Origin of the sequence: Micromonospora vulcania (genome assembly GCF_042658605.1) — a bacterium.
Taxonomy (GTDB): domain Bacteria; phylum Actinomycetota; class Actinomycetes; order Mycobacteriales; family Micromonosporaceae; genus Micromonospora; species Micromonospora vulcania.
On sequence record NZ_JBHSQS010000001.1, the window covers coordinates 127,626 to 145,633 of the forward strand.

Sequence of the window (18,008 nt, forward strand, 5' to 3'; positions counted from 1 at the left end):
CGCGGCACCCCCTCCTCCTAGCCGACAACGGTCTGTTCCTGCGGGTAGCGGTAGAGCCGGCGTCGGGTGTTCAGTGCGATCGCCGAGCCGAGGGTGAGCGGCCCGACCCGGCCGATGAACATCAGCACGGTCAGGATCAGTTGGCCGCTGCCCGGCAGCGAGCCGGCCAACCCGACGGTCAGCCCGGTGGTGCTGAACGCGGAGGTGACCTCGAACAGGGCCGCCACGAAGCGGACGCCCTCGGTGAGCAGCAGCAGCGCCATCGTCCCGGCCGTGACCAGAGCAACGCTGAGCAGCGCCACGGTGACGGCCTGCCGCTGACTGGCGGTGGCCACCCGGCGGTGCCCGACCGTCACGTCGGGCTCGCCGCGCAGCTCCGCCCAGATGGTGTACGCCAGCAGGAAGAACGTGGAGACCTTGATCCCGCCGGCCGTGCTGGCGCTGCCGCCGCCGATGAACATCAGCACGATCAGCAGCGGGTAGCTCTCCTCCTGCAGTGCGGCGATGTCCAGGACGCTGAAGCCACCGGTCCGGCTCAACGCGATCTGGGTGAACGACGCGAGCACCTTGCCCCGGGCGTCGTACGGGCCGATGGTGCCGTCGTTGGTCCACTCGGAGGCGAGCAGGCCAGCGAAGCCGATCAACAGCAGCGCGGCGCTGCCCCAGATGGTCAGCTTGGTGGCCACCGCCCAGCGCGTCGGCTGTCGCCACTCGCGGACCGCCTCGAACAGCGCCGGGAACCCGAGCCCGCCGACGATCGCACCGAGCGCCAGCGGCAGCGACACCCAAGGATCGCGGTCGAACGCGAGCAGACCGTCCGAGTAGAGCGCGAAGCCACCGTTGTTGAACGCCTGGACGGCGTGGAAGACGCCCGACCAGAGAGCCCGACCGGGTGGGTAGTGGTAGGTCAACCAGAGCCGCCCGGCGACCACCGCGGTCATCACCGCCTCGCAGGCGAAGACGGTCACCGCGATCCGACTGAGCAGTCGACCCAGGTCGCCGATGCCGAACTCCGCCGTCTCGGCCTGCACCAGCAGCCGGTTGCGCAGCCCGAGCCGGCGGGAGACCACCAGGATCACCAGCGCCGCGACGGTGAGGATGCCCAGGCCCCCGAGCGCGGTGAGCAGAGTGATCACCACGAGTCCCCAGGTGGACCAGTAGTTGGGAGTGTCGGTGACCGCCATGCCGGTGACCGACACGGCCGAGGTGGCGGTGAAGAGCGCGGTGACGAAGGGTGGTCGCTGGTGTTGAACGGTCGCCCAGCGCGCCATCAGCAGCCCGGTACCGAGCAGGATCGGCACCAGGAACCCGAACGGCACCAGCCGCACAGGGTTGCGGAGAATCCGGCGCACCAGACAATCTTCCTTTTTCGCCCGAGGACTGGAGCGGGAACGCGCATTCCGGAGATTCATCTGCCGGCCAGTCCTCGACCAACTCCTGGTCAACCCGGCGAGCTGAGCTGGGGCAGTTCATCAGACGACAGGAGACGGCTGTGCCGCGTACCCTCTCGACCCTCGCCGTCGCCGAGCCGGCGGCCGGCACGGACCGCTTCCCGGCGAACGATCGGCCGATCGTGATCGGTCACCGCGGCGCGAGTGGCTACCGGCCGGAGCACACCCTGGAGGCGTACCGGCTGGCGATCCGGATGGGCGCCGACTACATCGAGCCGGACCTGGTGTCCACCTCCGACGGCGTGCTGGTCGCCCGGCACGAGAACGAGATCTCGGGCACCACCGACGTGGCCGCCCGCCCGGAGTTCGCCGATCGCCGGGCCACGAAGACCATCGACGGCGTCGCGGCGACCGGCTGGTTCACCGAGGACTTCACCCTGGCCGAGCTGAAGACCCTGCGGGCGCAGGAGCGGCTGTCGCAGGTCCGCGTGGCGAACACGGTGTACGACGGTCGCTTCGAGGTGCCCACCCTCCAGGAGATCATCGACCTGGCCCGGACCGAGGGGCGGGCACGGGGCCGCACCATCGGTATCTATCCGGAGACCAAGCACCCGAGCTACTTCACGTCGATCGGCCTGCCGCTCGAAGAGCCGCTGCTGCAAGTGCTGCGGCAGAACGAGCTGGACCACAGGAACGCGCCGGTCTTCATCCAGTCGTTCGAGACGGCCAACCTGCGCCGGCTGCGCCAGCTGACCGACGTCAACCTGATCCAGCTGCTCGACTCCACCGGCCGCCCGTACGACTTCACCGTCGCCGGCGACACCCGCGGCCACCAGGATCTGGCCACCCCGGCCGGATTGAAGTGGATCGCCGAATACGCCGACGGCATCGGGCCGAACAAGAATCTGATCGTGCCCCGCGACCCCGCCGGTGCGCTGCTCGCCCCGACCAGCCTGGTACGCGACGCCCACCACGCGGGGCTGCTCGTGCACGCCTGGACGTTCCGCGCGGAGAACCAGTTCCTCCCGGTGGACTTCCGGGTCGGCGCCGACCCGAGCGCGCGCGGCGACATCACCGCCGAGTACGAGCTCTTCCTCGGTCTGGGCCTGGACGGCGTCTTCACCGACCAGCCGGACACCGCCGTCGCCGCCCGCGCCGGCCTCCCCGGAGCTGACCTGCTCCAACGTGACCCGGCCCGGAGCTGACCTGCTCCGAGCCGCCCCTCGGGCCGAACCAGGCCCGACCCACCCGCTGGCCCGTCGTCCGTCACCCCGGACACGGGCCAGCGGCACGTCCGGTAAGTGGGGGCGGTCACCGAGGCCGTCACCGAGGCCGTCACCGAGGCGACAACATCAGGGATGTAGTGGCCTCGGCGTCCGGGGGAGGCGACAACATCAGGGATGTAGTGGCCTCGCCGTCGGGGGAAGCCACAACGTCCGGGATGTAGTGGCCGCGCTTCCGGGGTGGGCGAGTAGGCGTGCGGCACTCGACAGGAGCCGCAGTCGCTTACTGGCGTCCGGGAACGTCGGCGACGTAGGTGCCGCGTCCCGGCTGGCCAGTAATCAACTCGCGGTCGTGCAGCAGGGACAGGGCTCGCGACGCGGTGTTCATGTGCACCCCGTAGGCATCGGCGAGCTCTCGCGTGGACGGCAGTTTGTCACCCGGCTTGAGTTCGCCGCTTTTGATCTTCGCGGTGAGGTCGTTCGCGATCTGGCGATATGGCGCTTCTGCGGTGGGCATGGTGAGGACTCCGGTCGGTTCGGCGTCTTCGATCATGCCGGCCTACACCAGCAACTGCAACAGGCTGTGGTGTCGCTGCTTCGATGGGTCGACCTACACAAGTATTTGGGGTAGGTTGCTGATGTCCGACTCCGGTTGGTTCGGCAAACCCTCGGAGTACGGGCCTGAGGTGGGCTCCGTGTTCGTACCGCCGATTGTGGCTGCGGGCGTGGGGCCGGGCGGTCCGGTGGGCGTCCCTGTCCGCACATCGGGCCGCCTCCCATTGCGGCGAACCCGGGTGCGCCGTCCGATCGACGAGGAGAGCGTGGTCGTGGGCATGAAGAGGGAGCGGTTCGTCGTACACCTGCCGGTGGTGGCCGACGATCTGCCCGGCGCGGTGCGGTTCGCTCGGGCGATCACCCGAGCGCTGGGTTTTCTCGCCGACGTGGATCGGGCCGAGACGACGGTGTCCGAGGAGGATGCTCAGTGCGTACGGCATCGGGTCTTCTGCGACAGCTTGGTCGACGGTCGCCGACGCTGCCCGCGCCCGGCGGCCCACGACGGACCCTGCGGTACCTCGGGCGAGTGACCATCAGACGCGTGGATGCGACGGCGGCCGGTGGATGGCGCGGGACGACACAGCGGCCGGGTGGTCCGTGGGGGTGTGGACCATCGGGGGGTCGGGCCTTCGGGTGGTAGTGCGGCCCGTTGTAACGGCCGGCCACCTCATTCCTGTTACTTGTGTGTTTCCGCCACATAGCTCGTGGGTGACGTCACTTCTAGCGTGAGCCGACACGAAGAAGTTCCCTCCCTCCGAGTCCTCACGTGGAGTCGCAATGACGGTCCGGACGACGCGGCGGGTGTTCCTCTCCGCCGCCACGATGATGGCGGCGGCGTTGGCCGCCACGGCCTGTGGCAGCCCGCAGGACACCGCCACCGGCGGCGGCGACAGCGCCGCGCCGGTCAAGGTCGGCCTGGTGTACTCCCAGTCGGGAGCGCTGGCCAGCTACGGAAAGCAGTACATCGAGGGGTTCAAGGCGGGGCTCGACTTCGCCACCCAGGGCACCGGCAAGGTCGGTGACCGGAAGATCGAGCTGACCGAGGTCGACGATGCGGGCGACCCGGCCAAGGCGGTCTCCGCCGCGAAGGATCTGATCGGCAAGGGCACGAAGATCATTGCCGGTTCCACCGCCTCCGGCGTGGCGCTCCAGGTCGCGCCGATCGCGGCGCAGAACAAGGCCCTCTTCATCTCCGGGCCGGCCGCCACCGACGCGGTGACCGGGGCGAACAAGTACACCTTCCGCTCCGGCCGGCAGTCCTACCAGGACGTGGTGACCGCCAAGTCGTTCATCGGCGACCCGTCCGGCAAGAAGGTCGTGGTCTTCGCTCAGGACGGCGCGTTCGGCGACGCCAACGAGGCCGCCGTCAAGACCGTCATCGGTGGCGCGGGCGCCACCGTGAGCAGCGTCCGGGCCCCGGCCAGCGCCACCGAGTTCACCCCGTTCGCCAGCCAGATCAAGACGGCCAAGCCGGACCTGCTCTTCGTCGCCTGGGCCGGCACCACCGCCCCGGCCATGTGGCAGAGCCTCGACCAGCAGGGCGTGCTCTCCTCCACCACGGTCGTCACCGGCCTGGACATCCGCGCCTCCTGGCCGACCTTCGGCGCCGCCGGCTCGAAGATCTCCTTCCTGTCGCACTACTTCGACGGTGCCAGCGACACCGAGGCCAGCAAGGCGCTGAAGGCCAAGGTGAACACCATCGACCTGTTCCACCCGGACGGCTTCGCCGCCGCCCAGATGGTGGTCCGCGCCGTGCAGGAGGGCGGGGACGACGTCGACAAGATGGTCACCGCGCTGGAGGGCTGGAGCTTCGACGGGGTCAAGGGCAAGATGACCATCCGGGCCGCGGACCACGCGCTGCTCCAGCCGATGTTCCAGGCCAAGCTGACCGGCAGCGGCACCACCTTCACGGCGACCGCGCAGAAGAGCCTCACCGGTGACGAGACCGCGCCGCCGGCCGTGGCCATGAAGGGCTGACCCATGCTCGCCACCCGCGGTCTGACCTGGCGGATCGGTGAGGTCGCCATCGTCGACAGCGTCTACCTCGACCTCGCGCCCGGGGAGTTCCTGGGCGTGATCGGGCCGAACGGCGCCGGCAAGACCTCACTGTTCAACCTGATCACCGGCCTGCGCCGGGCCACGGAGGGCCGGATCACCCTGGACGGGCAGGACATCGGGGCGCTCCCGCCGCACCGGCGGGCCCGTCTCGGGCTGGGCCGTACCTTCCAGGCGTCCTCGGTCTTCGGCTCGCTCAGCGTGCGGGAGAACGTCCGGCTCGCCGTACAGGCGCACCGCGGGGGCTCGATGAAGATGTGGCGGCGGGCGGCGGCCGACCGGGAGGTGGCCGCCGCCGCCGACGCGGCGCTCGACCGGGTCGGCCTCGCCCACCGGGGTACGGCCCTGGCCGGCACCCTGGCCCACGGCGAGAAGCGCAAGCTGGAGATCGCCCTGCTGCTCGCCGGCGAACCGCGGGTGATGCTGCTGGACGAGCCGATGGCCGGGGTCAGCGCCGAGGACGTACCCGAGCTGGTGTCGGTGATCAAGTCGTTGACCGGCGACAGCGGCCGGGCGGTGCTGATGGTCGAGCACCACATGGACGTGATCCTGGAGTTGGCCGACCGGATCGCCGTCATGCACCACGGCGCGCTGCTGGCCTGTGACACCCCGGAGACCGTGATGGCCAACCCGACCGTGCAAGAGGCCTACCTCGGGGAGGCGCTATGACCGAGCCGATCCTCAGCGTGGAAGGGCTGTCGGTCCGGATCTCCGGGCTGCACATCCTCCAGGGTGTGTCCTTCACGGTCGCCCCCACCGGCGTGACCGTCCTGCTCGGCCGTAACGGTGTCGGCAAGACCACCACGCTGCGCGCCATCGTCGGCCTCACCCCGCCCGCCGGGGAGGTGCGCGGCACCATCCGGATGGGCGCGCAGAGCCTGCTGGCCCGACCCACCCACCGGCTGGTCCGCGGTGGGCTCGGCTACGTGCCCGAGGACCGCTGCGTGTTCGCCGGCCTCACCGTCGCGGAGAACCTGCGGCTCGCCGAGCGGCGCGGCACCGATCCGGCGTACGACAAGGTCTTCGCGCTCTTTCCGGAGCTGGACCGGCGCGGACGGCAACGGGCCGGGTCGCTCTCCGGCGGGCAGCAGCAGATGCTCGCGATCGGCCGGGTGCTGCTCAACGACAACCGGCTGCTGCTGGTGGACGAGCCGACCAAGGGGTTGGCGCCGAAGGTGGTGACCGAGGTGGCCGAGGTGCTGGAACGGGTCGCGGAGTCGGTGCCGGTGCTGCTCGTCGAGCAGAACCTGGCGGTGGTCCGGCGGTTGGCCCGCGACGCGGTGGTGCTGGCCGCCGGCAAGGTGGCCTGGACCGGCGACGCCCAGGAGTTGCTGCTGGAGACCGGGTTGACCCGGTCGCTGCTCGGCGTCGGCTCGGCGGAGGTGGCTGCGCCGAGCGCGAGGAGTGAGCTTGCGAGCCCCGCAGTCGCGAGGGAGGAGCGGCTCTGATGGGCACCGTGATCCTGTTGACGCTGACCGGGCTCGGCCTGGCGGCGCTCTATTTCCTGGTCGCGTCCGGGCTGTCCCTGGTGTTCGGCCTGGCCGACGTGCTCAACTTCGCGCACGGGCTGTTCCTGGGCGTCGGCGCGTACGGCACCTGGTGGGCGGCGGGCAACCTGCCGGGCGCCGGTGACGACGGGTTCGGCTTCGTGCTCGCGGTCATCTTCGGGGTGGCAGCCGGCACGCTGGTGGCGGTGCTCGTCGAGCTGGTGCTGATCCGCCCGCTCTACTCCCGCACCATCGAGCAGGTGCTGGTCACCGTCGGTCTGTCCCTGGCCGGGGTGGCGCTCCTGCAGGCCACCTGGGGCGCGGACGCGAGGCCGTTCCCCCGCCCCGACTGGACCCGGCAGGTGACCGGGATCCTCGGCGCGCAGGTGCCCAACGGCGGCCTGCTGCTGATCATCGCGGCGGTGCTGGTGCTCGGCGCGATCCTGGCCTTCCTGCGCTGGACCAGGTACGGCCTGGTGATCCGGGCCGGGGTGGAGAACCGGGAGATGGTGACCGCGCTCGGCATCGACGTACGCAAGGCGTTCACCCTGGTCTTCGCGATCGGCGGGGCGGCTGCCGCGCTCGCCGGTGCGCTCGGCGGCGTCTACTTCGGCACCGTCTCGCCCGGCCAGGGCAGCTCGCTGCTGATCTTCGCGTTCATCGTGGTGGTGATTGGCGGGATGGGCTCGGTGGTCGGCTCCGCGTACGCGGCGGTCGTGGTCGGGCTGGTGCAACAGTTCGTCAACTACTACGGCACGTCCGGGCTGGGCGACATCTGCGTGGTCGGGCTGCTGGCCGTGGTGCTGCTGCTGCGCCCGCAGGGCATCGCCGGAAAGGTGGCAACGGCATGACCAACTCCGTGGTTGACGCGCCCACCGCGCAGGTACCCGCCGAGCTGACCCCGCAGCGGGGGAGGTGGCACCGGGTACGCCCGTTCCTGCCGCTGGTGGCGCTGGCCGTCTTCGCGATCCTGCCGTACTCGACGATCTCCCTGCCCGGGATCTTCGAGGGGCCGGTCAACTCGCCCGGCACGCTGCAACTGCTCGCCATCTGCCTGATCTTCGGCGGTCTGGCCGCCGGGTACGACCTGCTCTTCGGTCGGACCGGGATGCTCTCCTTCGGGCACGCGCTCTATTTCGCGGCCGGCGTGTACGGCACCGACGTCCTGGTCACCCGGGCCGGTCTGCCGCTGTGGCAGGCGGCGCTGCTGACCATCAGCGGCGGCACCATCCTCGCCGCGCTGCTCGGCGCGGTGGCACTGCGTACCGTCGGCATCGCGTTCGCCATGGTCACGCTGGCCTTCGCACAGGTCGGGGCGATCCTGGTGGCGCGGGACTTCGGTGGGCTCACCGGTGGCGAGGAGGGCCTGCCGCTGGACGTGTCCGGGTTGCCCGCCGGGCTGGTCGGGGTGACCAACACGGTCAACCTGTACTGGCTGGCGCTGGCGTACCTCACCGTGGTGGTCTTCGTGGTGCACCGGGTGAGCGCTTCGCCGACCGGGCGGGTGCTCGCCGGGCTGCGGGACGACGAGCGGCGGATCGGCGTGCTCGGGCTCGACCCGTACCGCTACAAGCTGGTGGCGTTCACCCTGGCCGGCGGCCTGGCGGCGGCCGGCGGGGTGGTCTACTGCCTGATCGTGGGCGGGGCTTCGCCGCACATCACCTCGTCCGAGCTGACCCTGTCGCTGCTGGTCATGGTGGTGCTGGGCGGGCCGGGTACCAGGTGGGGGCCGGTGCTCGGCGGCGTCCTCTACATGTACCTGGACCACCGGCTCACCGCCTTCGGCACGAGCGAGGCGGTGGACAACCTGCCGGCCGTCCTCAGCCACCCGCTGAGCCAGCCGCTGTTCGTCCTCGGCACCGTCTTCATCCTGGCGGTCTATTTCTTCCCCGGCGGCCTGACCAGCCTCGCCCCCCGCCTGACCCACCTGACCCGAGCCCTGCGCCCCCCACGCTGACCCCGCGAGCGCGGTCCGCCATCCATCCCGTCCGCCGTCCATCCCGTCCGTCGTCCATCCCGTCCGTCGTCCGTCCCGTCCGTCGATCATGGAGTTATTGTCGCGACACGCCGAGGTGGCTGTCGTTAACGTCATGATCGGCGGGCTCTGGCGGACGGGGCGGGCTCTGGCGGGCGGGGCCGGGGGAGTAGGGGGAGCGTTGTGGGTGGACGGGTTGCGGTTGTCAGTGGGGGCGGGACCGGGATTGGGGCTGCTGTTGCTTCGGGTCTCGCTTCGGACGGGTTTGACGTTCTTGTCGTTGGGCGGCGGGCGGACGTTCTGGTGGCTACCGCCGAGCGGATCTCCGCTGAACGTGGGCGGGCCGACGCCGTCACGGCCGTCACCGCGGACCTGACCGACCCGGAGCAGCTCGACCGGGTCCTCGCGGCGGTCGGTGATCGGCCGGTCGACGTGGTGGTCAACAACGCCGGCGGTTATCTGGGCGGGGACACCGGCACGCTCGCCGGAGTGGCCGCGCAGTGGCGGGCCAACCTGGACGCCAACGTGCTCACCGCCGTGCTGCTCACCGAGGCGCTACGGCCAGCGCTACGCCGTCCAGGCGGGCGGGTGATCCTGGTCAGTTCCATCGCCGCCCAGCGCGGCGGCGGTGGGGCGTACTCGGCGGCGAAGGCGGCCCTGCACGGCTGGGCGTACGACCTGGCCGCGCAGCTCGGCCCGGAACAGATCACGGTCAACGTGGTGAGCCCCGGCTACGTCGCCGAGACCGAGTTCTTCGGCGACCGGATGACCGCCGAGGGGCACGCGAGCCGGGTCGCGGCGACGCTGGTCGGGCGGGCCGGTACGCCGGCCGACATCGCCGACGCGGTTCGCTATCTCGCCAGCCCCGCCGCCGGGTACGTCACCGGCCAGGTGCTCGGAGTCAACGGCGGGTCGGTGCTCGGTCGCTGAGGCCCGTAGGACGCAACGACGACGAAGGGGCGGCGGACCCCCGTGTGGCCGCCGCCCCAACGTCGTGGTGCTCAGCTGTTCAACATCTCGTACGCGGCCGCTGGCGCCTTGGTCGCGGCGGCGCCGGTCGGCACCGTGATCTTCGGGGCACTGCCGTACTCGGCGTAGTTGACGACGTAGTCGTACGCCTTCCGATCGCCGGCGGCCGGGATCTTCAGCGTCAGCGAGGCCAGGTGCTTGTCCGGGTCGACCACCGCCGTGAACGGCACCTGCTTGGCGGCCTCACCGAGCGCCGCCGCCTCGCCCTCCTCCAACGCGTTCGCCGCGTTCTCGCCGCTCACGTCGATGATGCCGGCGTACCGCCCGGGGCTCTGCTCCTCGACGGAGGTGGCCGCCTCGATGAGCGGGCCGGTGTTGCCCTGGTCCGCGCCGTCGTAGGTGGGAATGTCCCCGCTGTTGGTCAACTTCGTACGGTCCAGCTTCATCCACTTGTCCGGGAACTTCGGCAGGCCCGGACGGCCGCTGAACTTCGCCTTGATCCAGAGCTCGTCCCCGATAAGCAGGAACGACATCTTGGCGGTGACGCCGTCGGAGTCCGCCGGGATGGTGCTGTTGATCTCGAACGCCTTCGCCGCCGGGTCGACCCGGCCGGCGTGCGTGCTGGACGCGTCCTTGCCGGTGAACCGGAACGTCCCTTCCGTACCGTCCGGGACGGCGTCGAGGAGCGCATCCTTCGGGCTGGGGGTCGGGCTGGTCCGGGGTGCCGCAGCCGGTCCGCTCTTCGGCCCGCAACCCCCGAGCAGGGTGGTCGCGGCCAGTACGGCGGCGACGGTGCCGACCGTCCGTCGGATGGTGCCGGCGCTGCCCGTTGCCTGTGTCATCGCACGTCTCTTTCTCGCTGTGTGGCTCTTGCCGATGACGATGCTGCGGGCCGGCACGGCGGTTCGGCTGCCGATATGCTGCCGTCCGGCTGCCGGGCACTGCCGTCCGGCTGCCAGGGGGTGTCAGGGAGCGGAAATTCGCATGTCAGGAACGCTGCGTTTCGAGATCCTCGGGCCTCAGCGGGCCTGGTACGCCGACCGGGAACTCGACCTCGGCCCCGGCAAGCAACGCGCCGTGCTGGCCGTACTCCTGCTCTCCACCGGCCGTCCGGTCTCCACCGGGCAGATGGTCGAGGCGGTCTGGCCGGAGGAGCCGCCCGCGAACGGCCCGAACGTGGTGCAGAAGTACGTCGCCGGGCTGCGCCGGGTGCTGGAGCCGGACCGCTCCCCGCGTACGCCGGGGCAGGTGCTGAGCCTGACCGACGCCGGTTACGTGCTCCGGGTCGCACCGGAGGCGCTCGACGCGGTCCGCTTCGAGCGGGGCATCCACCGCGCCCGACAGTGCCGCGTCGAGGGACGTTCGGACGAGGCGCTGGCCGAGCTGGCGACCGCACTGGACCTCTGGCAGGGCGAGCCGTTCAGCGGGCTCACCGGGTCGGTCTTCGATCCCGCCCGGCAGCGGCTCATGGAGTTGCGGGCGGTGGCGCTGGAGACCCGGGCCGAGCTGATGCTGGACCTCGGGCGACACCGTGAGCTGATCGGGGAACTGGTCGAGGTGGTGGCCGAGTTCCCTGTTCGGGAGCGGCTGCGGTACCAGCTCATGCTCGCGCTGTATCGCAGCGGCCGGCAGGCCGAGGCGCTGGCCGCGTACCGGGAGTTCGGTGACCTGCTCCGCCAGGAGTACGGCATCGAGCCGGGCGACGTGCTCCAGGAGTTGCACCGCCGCATCCTCCGCTCCGATCCGTCGCTCGCGCTGGCGGTGTCTGCGAAGAGCCCGCAGCCGCACCGGCCGCCGGCGGCCGGACCGCCGACCGTCGGTCTGCCGGCCGCCGCCCCGCCGGCCGGGTCCGCCGCCGCCCGGGCCGGGTCCGCTGCCCAGGCCGGGTCCGCCCCAGCGCACCCCAGCTTCACCGCTGAACCGCTGACCGGGTCCGCCGCCAGGGCGGCCACGCCTGCTCCCGTCCCGGTGGTCCCGGTCCAGCCTCAGCCGGCGATGCCCACGGACCGGTTCCCCGGCATGCCGCTGTTCCCGCCACCTCCCGCTTTCCCGGTGGCGGAGCGGAACGAGCACCTGTCCCGCCGCAACCCGTCCGAGGCGATTCCGCGTTGGCTCAGCGTCAGCGCGACGGTCGTCGCCGCGCTCGCCGCGTTGTTCTCCTTCGGCCTGCTCACCTGGTTGGTGGTGCTGGTCTACGCCGGCTGGCGGCGGAGTTGGCGCAACGGTGTCGTGGCCCTCGGCTACCTGGCCTTCGCCGTCACGGTCGTCGCCCTGATCGGTACCGGCGAGGAGGAGATCACCGACGCGGAGGGCGTCCTGACCCTCGCCTGGCTGGTCACTTGGATACTCGGCGTCTTCCACACGGTCCTGCTCAACGGCGCGGTCTGGTCGGCGATCACGCGCCGAGGCAAGGAGCCGCCGCTGTCGGTCGTCGACGAACACCGGATCCGTCGTGAGCAGGCCCGCTACCTGCTGTACCACTACCCGGCGGCGCGGCAGGAGTTGCACATCGGCCGGCCCGACCTGCCCCGCACCTTCGACGACGGCGGTCTGGTGGATGTCAACGCGGTCCAGGAGGCGACGATCGCCGGGCTGCCCGGCATCACCGCCAGCCATGCTCGACAGGTGGTGATGGACCGCTGGCTCCGCGGCCCGTTCGGTTCGATGGAGGACCTGGCCGCCCGCTGCCTCCTTCCGCCGCCCCTAACCGAACCCCTCCGCGACCTCCTGATCTTCCTCCCCCCACCCCCACCCCCACCCGACGGTCGTTGATCAAGAGGTTTCGGTCGGAATTCCGGCGCGAGATGACGCAAACCTCTTGATCAACAGTGGGAGCGACGTACGGCGCTGGTAGAAATGCCGGATGAGCGACGATCGGGCGGCGGTACGGGAGCGGGCCGAGGCGGTGCTGCGCCGGCTGGCCGGCGAGCACGCCCGGCTGCGTGAGGACCAGTGGCGGGCGATCGAGGCGCTGGTGGTCGACCGGCGCCGGGTGCTCTGCGTACAGCGCACCGGTTGGGGCAAGTCGGCCGTCTACTTCGTGGCCACCGCGCTGCTGCGCGGACACACCGACGGCACAGACGGAGTCGAGCCGGCCGGGCCGACCGTCATCGTGTCGCCGTTGCTGGCGTTGATGCGCAACCAGGTCGAGGCGGCCGCTCGCGCCGGCATCCGAGCCCGCACCATCAACTCGGCGAACCTCGACGAGTGGGACGAGATCACTGCCGAGATCCAGGCCGGCGCGGTGGACGTACTGCTGATCAGCCCGGAGCGACTCAACAACCCGGACTTCCGCGACGGGGTCCTGCCCAAGCTCGCCGCCACCACCGGGCTGCTGGTGGTCGACGAGGCGCACTGCGTCTCGGACTGGGGGCACGACTTCCGGCCGGACTACCGGCGACTGCGCACGTTCCTCGGCAACCTGCCCGAGCGCACCCCGGTGCTGGCCACCACCGCCACCGCGAACGCCCGGGTCACCCAGGACGTGGCCGAGCAGTTGGGCGACGCTCTGGTCCTGCGCGGCACGCTGGACCGCGAGTCGCTGCGCCTCGGCGTGCTCGACCTGCCCAGCCCGGCGCACCGGCTGGCCTGGCTCGCCGACCACCTGGACCGACTGCCCGGCTCGGGCATCATCTACACGCTGACGGTCGCGGCGGCGGGGGAGACGGCCGAGTTCCTGCGCTCGCGGGGTTACCCGGTCGCGTCGTACACCGGGCAGTCCGACGACGCCGACCGGCGGACCGCCGAGCAGGACCTGCTGGACAACAAGATCAAGGCGCTGGTCGCGACGAGCGCGCTCGGCATGGGCTTCGACAAGCCCGACCTGGGCTTCGTCGTGCACCTCGGAGCACCGCCCTCACCGATCGCCTACTACCAGCAGGTCGGCCGGGCCGGCCGCGCCGTCGAACACGCCGAGGTGCTGCTGCTGCCCGGCGTCGAGGACGCCGCCATCTGGCGTTACTTCGCCTCGCTGGCCTTCCCGCCCGAGGAGCAGGTCCGCGCGGTGCTGGCCGCCCTGCACAGCGACCGCCCGCTCTCCACCCAGGCCCTGGAACCGCTGGTCGACCTGCGCCGGGCCCGCTTGGAGCTGATGCTCAAGGTGCTCGACGTGGACGGCGCGGTCCGTCGGGTGCGCGGTGGCTGGCTCGCCACCGGCGAGCCCTGGGTCTATGACGAGGCCCGGTTGCGCCGCGTCGCCCAGGCGCGCACCGTCGAGCAACAGGCCATGCGGGAGTACGCGACCACGCCCGGCTGCCGGATGCGGTATCTGCGGGAGTGCCTGGACGACACCGGGGCGGGCGACTGCGGCCGATGTGACCGGTGCGCCGAGCCGCTCTTCGCGGCGGACGTGTCGACGGCCGCGCTGACCGCGGCGCAGACGTTCCTGGGTCGGCCCGGCGTGGAGATCGCGCCGAAGAAGCTCTGGCCGACCGGTCTGGACGCGGTGGGCGTACCCCTGAAGGGCCGCATCCCCCCGGCGGAGCAGGCGCTGCCCGGGCGGGCCGTGGGGCGCCTCTCCGACCTGGGCTGGGGTGGCCGGCTGCGTGGCCTGGCCGGTCCGGACGCGCCGGACGCGCCACTGCCGGACGATGTCGCCGGCGCGGTGGTGGAGGTGCTCAAGGCGTGGGCGCACGGCGACGACCCGTGGCCCAGCCGCCCGGTCGGGGTGGTCGCGGTCGGTTCCCGACGGCGGCCCCGGCTGGTCGGCTCGTTGGCCGAGCGGATCGCCGCCGTGGGCCGGCTGCCACTGCTCGGCGAGGTCACCCCGACCGGCCCGGGCGGCCCCGGCGGGCCGCGCGGCAACAGCGCTCAGCGGGTACGCGCGCTGCACGACGCCTTCACCGTCCCGGCCGACCTGGCCGCCGCACTGGTCGGGCTGGCCGGCCCGGTGCTGCTCGTCGACGACCTGGTCGACTCGGGCTGGACGATGACGATGGTGGCCCGGGCACTGCGCCGGGCCGGAGCGCCGGACGTGCTCCCGCTCGCCCTCGCCGTGGCCGGCTGAGCCCCCCGGCCGTGTCGATCCTCGTCCCGGCGGGAAAAGTTCCCGGGCCGGCCGGAATGCGACCGTCGCCACGCCGCACCGGCTACCGCCGGGAACGGCCGGCAGCGACGGTACCGTGGGCGGCATGACCGATCAGCAGCCGGACCGGAGCACCCTCCGGCTGGCGTTGATCGTCGGCGGGCTGGTGCTCGCCGTACTGCTCGGCTTCGGCCTCGGCCGGATGAACGCCGACGGCGTCAGTGCCAGCGGCTCGACGCTGGCCGCCGACCACACCCACCCGCCGGGCACCGCGCCGCACGATCATGGCACCACCGCGGGCACCGACCAGGGCGGAGGCACCGAGCCCGGCGGTCTGTCGGTCAGCTCGGCCGGGTACACCCTGACCCCGGTGGCCACCGAGTTCCCGGCGGGTCGCCCGGGGCAGTTCCGGTTCCAGGTGCGCGACGTGCAGCGCCGGCCGGTCACCCGCTTCGCCGTCGTGCACGACAAGCCACTGCACCTCATCGTGGTCCGCCGGGACCTGACCGGTTACCAGCACCTGCACCCGACGATGGCGGCGGACGGCACCTGGTCGGTGCCGCTGACCCTCGCGCAGCCCGGCGTCTGGCGGGCGTACGCCGACTTCACCGTGGTCGCCGACAGCGGTGCCCAGACCGCGGTGACCCTCGGCACGGACCTGGTCGCACCCGGCGGCTACCAGCCCCGTGTGCTGCCCGCGCCGGCCACCTCCACCGCCGTGGACGGGTTCACCGTCGGCTACCAGGGCAGCCCGCAGTCCGGGGTGACCGTGCCGTTGACCTTCCGGATCGACGCCGCCGGTGGCCCGGCGCGGCTGGAGCGCTACCTCGGGGCGTACGGGCATCTGGTGGCACTGCGCGAGGGTGATCTCGGCTACCTGCACGTGCACCCGGAGCCGGAGTTGGTGGACGGCCAGGTGAAGTTCTGGCTGGCGACCCCCAGCCCCGGCCGTTATCGCCTCTACCTCGATTTTCAGGTGGCGGGCGCGGTCCACACGGCCGAGTTCACCGTCACCGTCCCCTGACGCGGCGGGCTCAGCCGGCGCGACGGATGGGGCGGCGGGCCAGGTAGCGCAGCAGGTCGCGGATGTGGTGCTTCTCCTCGGCCGGGACGTTCGGGTCGGCCAACCGGTCCAGGATGGCGCGGATGTCCGCCTCGACCGGACCGTCGTCATTACGCCGACGAGGTGCCGGGCCGGCGTCGGGCAATCCGAGTGCCCGGAACGCGGCGGCGACCGGCAGATCCAGCGCGCCGCAGAAGCCGCGCACCTTGGCCAACTCGGGGTAGTCCTGCCAGTCGCCGGCCAGCCAACGGAACACCGTGGAACGGCCCACACCCGTGTGCGCGGCAAGGTCGGTCACGGTCCACCCGCGCTCGTCCCGAGCGTCGTCGATGGCACGCCGAACAAAGCGGGCGAAGGCCGCCTGCGGCGTAACGTCTGCGGAACCCATCCCTGCGGGTCGTCCCCCTCCGGACCGGAAAACCGGGTCGATACGAGTTCCGAGGGTAGTACGCCCCGGACGGGAAACCACTGACTGATCGCACAAACTGTCCCGTGGACGGGACTCTGGGTCGGCGACGATGGGAATTGACCCGATGGGACATCGAGCGATCATCGTCGTTCTTCCACTAAGCTCGGTGCCCGCCCGCCCCGCCCGGCATGGTGCGCGTCCGCCATGACCGACCGGAACACCGCCGAGGAGCACCATGGCCGAATCGAGCCGTCCGCAGCCGTACCAGCCCGGTGCGGTGAGCCTCTTCTTCGTCGCCAAGGCTGGCGTGATCGCCGCCGCGTTCTGGATCTGGTTGCTGGTCCTGGTGCTGCGCACCGACGCGGCGACCGGTGCCCAGGTGCTGGCCGCCGTCGGTGCGATCACCACGACGCTGGTGGCGGTGGTCCTGGCCTGCCGGATGGCGTTGCAGCACAACGCCGCCGTCCGGCACGCCGAGGTGAAGAAGTTGCTGGTCGACATCTCCTGGAACGCCTTCACCGCGGCCGGCAACGCCGAGAACGCGGGCACCGTGGTGCCGTTCCCGACCGGCCCGGGCGACGGGGGGCGAGCCGGCAGCGACCGGGTGTCGCTCCTCGACGGTGGTGCCAGCGAGCGCAGCGGCGGCCGGGACCGCAGCGGCAGCGGCGACCGCCGTCGCTAGCCCTACGGCTGGCCGACGGGCTGCTGGTCGGCGGCCAGCAGAGTCTCCAGCCGGGGCGTGACCTGCCACTGGTCGATCAGCTCGCGGTACTCCGCGCGCTGCGCGTCGGTGGCTGCGGTCCCGGTCCGGCGGGCCCGGATCAGCAGGTTGCGCGGGGTGTGCTGGGAGTCCACGAACTCCACCACCTCGGCTCGGTAGCCGTGCACCCGGAGCAGCCCGGCCCGCAGCGCGTCGGTGAGGACGTCGGCGAACCGCTCGCGCAGGATGCCCTGGCGCGTCAGCAGCTCGTACGGGGCCGGTGCGGGGTGGGCCCGCAACTGCTTGGCCAGATCGTGGTGACAGCAGGGCGCGGCGAGCACCCAGCGGGCCTCCCAGCGCACCGCGCGGGCCAACGCCTCGTCGGTGGCGGTGTCGCAGGCGTGCAGTGCCAGCACCAGGTCCGGGGCGGGGTCGACGACGGCATCGGCGATCGTGCCGGCCACGAAGCTGACCTTGTCGGCCCAGCCCAGTCGCTGCGCCAACTCGGTGTTACGCCGCCGCTGGTCCTCCCGGACGTCCACGCCGATCAGCTCGACGTCGAGGCCCCGGCTGGCCAGGTAGCGGTACGCGGCGAAGGTCAGGTAGGCGTTGCCGCAGCCCAGATCGACAACCCGGAGCGGGCCGGTCAACTCGTCCGGCAGGGTCGCGGCCAGCGCCCGTAGGAACGCGTCCACCTGCCGGCGCTTGGCCGCCGACCCACCGATCTCGGCGAAGATCTCGTCACCCGGGTCGAGCAGGTATTCCTTCGCCCGGTCGTGCCCGGTGGGCGCGGGCGTCGCCGCCGGCCGGGTGGCGGCGGCCCGGTGCACCTGGGCCTCGCCGGACTTGGTCACCCGCAGTTGGAGCGTCGCGTCGACCGTCTCCACGTGCCAGTTGCCGAACGGCTCGGCGAGCAGTTCGTCGACCGCGGCGGCGGACTCCGCGCCGGGGGCGAGGTTGCGGGTGTACGGGCGCGCGCCGTCGGTGGTGGCGATCTGGAGCCGGGGCCCGGCTTTGATCGTGACCGGCCGCAGTTCGGCCCGGATCACCGTGGGGCGGCGGCCACGGCGGCGTCCGGCGGCGACCGCCCGGGTCAGCGCGGGATCGAGCAGCAGCGCCCGGACCTCGGTCAGGGCAACGTCCAACGGTTCCGGCATC

Annotated in this window: 17 protein-coding genes; 12 read left to right on the forward strand and 5 right to left on the reverse strand. The window is 71.8% G+C overall.

Features of this window, described 5'->3' with window-relative positions; genetic code table 11:
• Nucleotides 1–17 precede the first annotated feature (17 nt).
• Nucleotides 18–1,352 (reverse strand): TrkH family potassium uptake protein, encoded by a 1,335-nt coding sequence (locus ACFQGL_RS00620; RefSeq protein ID WP_377503894.1) that lies wholly within the window; start codon nucleotides 1,350–1,352, stop codon nucleotides 18–20.
• Between the two features lie 140 nt (nucleotides 1,353–1,492).
• Between ACFQGL_RS00620 and ACFQGL_RS00625 the strand changes: the two genes are divergently transcribed.
• Nucleotides 1,493–2,596 carry a glycerophosphodiester phosphodiesterase gene (locus ACFQGL_RS00625; protein ID WP_377503896.1) on the forward strand — a complete coding sequence of 368 codons (1,104 nt, stop codon included), beginning with the start codon at nucleotides 1,493–1,495 and terminating at the stop codon, nucleotides 2,594–2,596.
• 301 nt (nucleotides 2,597–2,897) lie between these two features.
• On the opposite strand, the gene ACFQGL_RS00630 is transcribed toward ACFQGL_RS00625, so the two are convergent.
• On the reverse strand, nucleotides 2,898–3,131 hold the full coding sequence (locus ACFQGL_RS00630; protein ID WP_377504652.1) for a GntR family transcriptional regulator: 234 nt from the start codon (nucleotides 3,129–3,131) through the stop codon (nucleotides 2,898–2,900).
• Between the two features lie 316 nt (nucleotides 3,132–3,447).
• Between ACFQGL_RS00630 and ACFQGL_RS00635 the strand changes: the two genes are divergently transcribed.
• From ACFQGL_RS00635 to ACFQGL_RS00665, 7 genes are all read left to right on the forward strand, one after another.
• Nucleotides 3,448–3,699, forward strand: coding sequence for a hypothetical protein (locus ACFQGL_RS00635; protein WP_377504655.1), 252 nt, complete (start codon nucleotides 3,448–3,450; stop codon nucleotides 3,697–3,699).
• A 247-nt stretch (nucleotides 3,700–3,946) separates the two neighbouring features.
• Nucleotides 3,947–5,146 carry a substrate-binding domain-containing protein gene (locus ACFQGL_RS00640; protein WP_377503898.1) on the forward strand — a complete coding sequence of 400 codons (1,200 nt, stop codon included), beginning with the start codon at nucleotides 3,947–3,949 and terminating at the stop codon, nucleotides 5,144–5,146.
• Nucleotides 5,147–5,149: 3 nt separating this feature from the next.
• Nucleotides 5,150–5,893 (forward strand): ABC transporter ATP-binding protein, encoded by a 744-nt coding sequence (locus ACFQGL_RS00645; RefSeq protein ID WP_377503899.1) that lies wholly within the window; start codon nucleotides 5,150–5,152, stop codon nucleotides 5,891–5,893.
• A complete protein-coding gene (locus ACFQGL_RS00650; protein ID WP_377503901.1) occupies nucleotides 5,890–6,672 on the forward strand; it encodes an ABC transporter ATP-binding protein in 783 nt (260 codons plus the stop codon). The genes ACFQGL_RS00645 and ACFQGL_RS00650 overlap by 4 nt, the downstream gene beginning before the upstream one ends.
• Nucleotides 6,672–7,562: a branched-chain amino acid ABC transporter permease gene (locus ACFQGL_RS00655; RefSeq protein WP_377503903.1), complete on the forward strand. Its 891-nt coding sequence runs from the start codon at nucleotides 6,672–6,674 to the stop codon at nucleotides 7,560–7,562. The genes ACFQGL_RS00650 and ACFQGL_RS00655 overlap by 1 nt, the downstream gene beginning before the upstream one ends.
• Nucleotides 7,559–8,668, forward strand: a complete 1,110-nt coding sequence (locus ACFQGL_RS00660) for a branched-chain amino acid ABC transporter permease (RefSeq protein ID WP_377503905.1) — start codon at nucleotides 7,559–7,561, stop codon at nucleotides 8,666–8,668. The genes ACFQGL_RS00655 and ACFQGL_RS00660 overlap by 4 nt, the downstream gene beginning before the upstream one ends.
• A 201-nt stretch (nucleotides 8,669–8,869) precedes the next feature.
• Nucleotides 8,870–9,616 carry an SDR family NAD(P)-dependent oxidoreductase gene (locus ACFQGL_RS00665; RefSeq protein WP_377503907.1) on the forward strand — a complete coding sequence of 249 codons (747 nt, stop codon included), beginning with the start codon at nucleotides 8,870–8,872 and terminating at the stop codon, nucleotides 9,614–9,616.
• A 71-nt stretch (nucleotides 9,617–9,687) separates the two neighbouring features.
• On the opposite strand, the gene ACFQGL_RS00670 is transcribed toward ACFQGL_RS00665, so the two are convergent.
• Nucleotides 9,688–10,497, reverse strand: a complete 810-nt coding sequence (locus ACFQGL_RS00670) for a hypothetical protein (RefSeq protein ID WP_377503909.1) — start codon at nucleotides 10,495–10,497, stop codon at nucleotides 9,688–9,690.
• A gap of 142 nt (nucleotides 10,498–10,639) precedes the next feature.
• Here ACFQGL_RS00670 and ACFQGL_RS00675 point away from each other — a divergent pair, with 142 nt between their 5' ends.
• The 3 genes from ACFQGL_RS00675 to ACFQGL_RS00685 all read left to right on the forward strand — a co-directional run bounded on the left by ACFQGL_RS00675 (nucleotide 10,640) and on the right by ACFQGL_RS00685 (nucleotide 15,702).
• Nucleotides 10,640–12,427 carry a BTAD domain-containing putative transcriptional regulator gene (locus tag ACFQGL_RS00675; protein ID WP_377503911.1) on the forward strand — a complete coding sequence of 596 codons (1,788 nt, stop codon included), beginning with the start codon at nucleotides 10,640–10,642 and terminating at the stop codon, nucleotides 12,425–12,427.
• A 91-nt stretch (nucleotides 12,428–12,518) separates the two neighbouring features.
• The gene (locus tag ACFQGL_RS00680) at nucleotides 12,519–14,660 is read left to right on the forward strand and encodes a RecQ family ATP-dependent DNA helicase (protein WP_377503913.1); all 2,142 of its coding nucleotides are present in this window, start codon (nucleotides 12,519–12,521) and stop codon (nucleotides 14,658–14,660) included.
• 124 nt (nucleotides 14,661–14,784) lie between these two features.
• Complete coding sequence (locus ACFQGL_RS00685; RefSeq protein WP_377503915.1) at nucleotides 14,785–15,702, forward strand: hypothetical protein; 918 nt, start codon at nucleotides 14,785–14,787, stop codon at nucleotides 15,700–15,702.
• Nucleotides 15,703–15,712: 10 nt separating this feature from the next.
• Here the strand turns inward: ACFQGL_RS00685 and ACFQGL_RS00690 are convergent, their stop codons facing one another.
• Nucleotides 15,713–16,129 (reverse strand): helix-turn-helix domain-containing protein, encoded by a 417-nt coding sequence (locus ACFQGL_RS00690; protein WP_377503917.1) that lies wholly within the window; start codon nucleotides 16,127–16,129, stop codon nucleotides 15,713–15,715.
• A gap of 256 nt (nucleotides 16,130–16,385) precedes the next feature.
• On the opposite strand from ACFQGL_RS00690, the gene ACFQGL_RS00695 reads away from it, so the two are divergent.
• A complete protein-coding gene (locus tag ACFQGL_RS00695; RefSeq protein ID WP_377503918.1) occupies nucleotides 16,386–16,832 on the forward strand; it encodes a hypothetical protein in 447 nt (148 codons plus the stop codon).
• Nucleotides 16,833–16,834: 2 nt separating this feature from the next.
• Here the strand turns inward: ACFQGL_RS00695 and ACFQGL_RS00700 are convergent, their stop codons facing one another.
• Nucleotides 16,835–18,007, reverse strand: a complete 1,173-nt coding sequence (locus ACFQGL_RS00700) for a class I SAM-dependent methyltransferase (RefSeq protein ID WP_377503920.1) — start codon at nucleotides 18,005–18,007, stop codon at nucleotides 16,835–16,837.
• Between the last annotated feature and the right edge of the window lies 1 nt (nucleotide 18,008).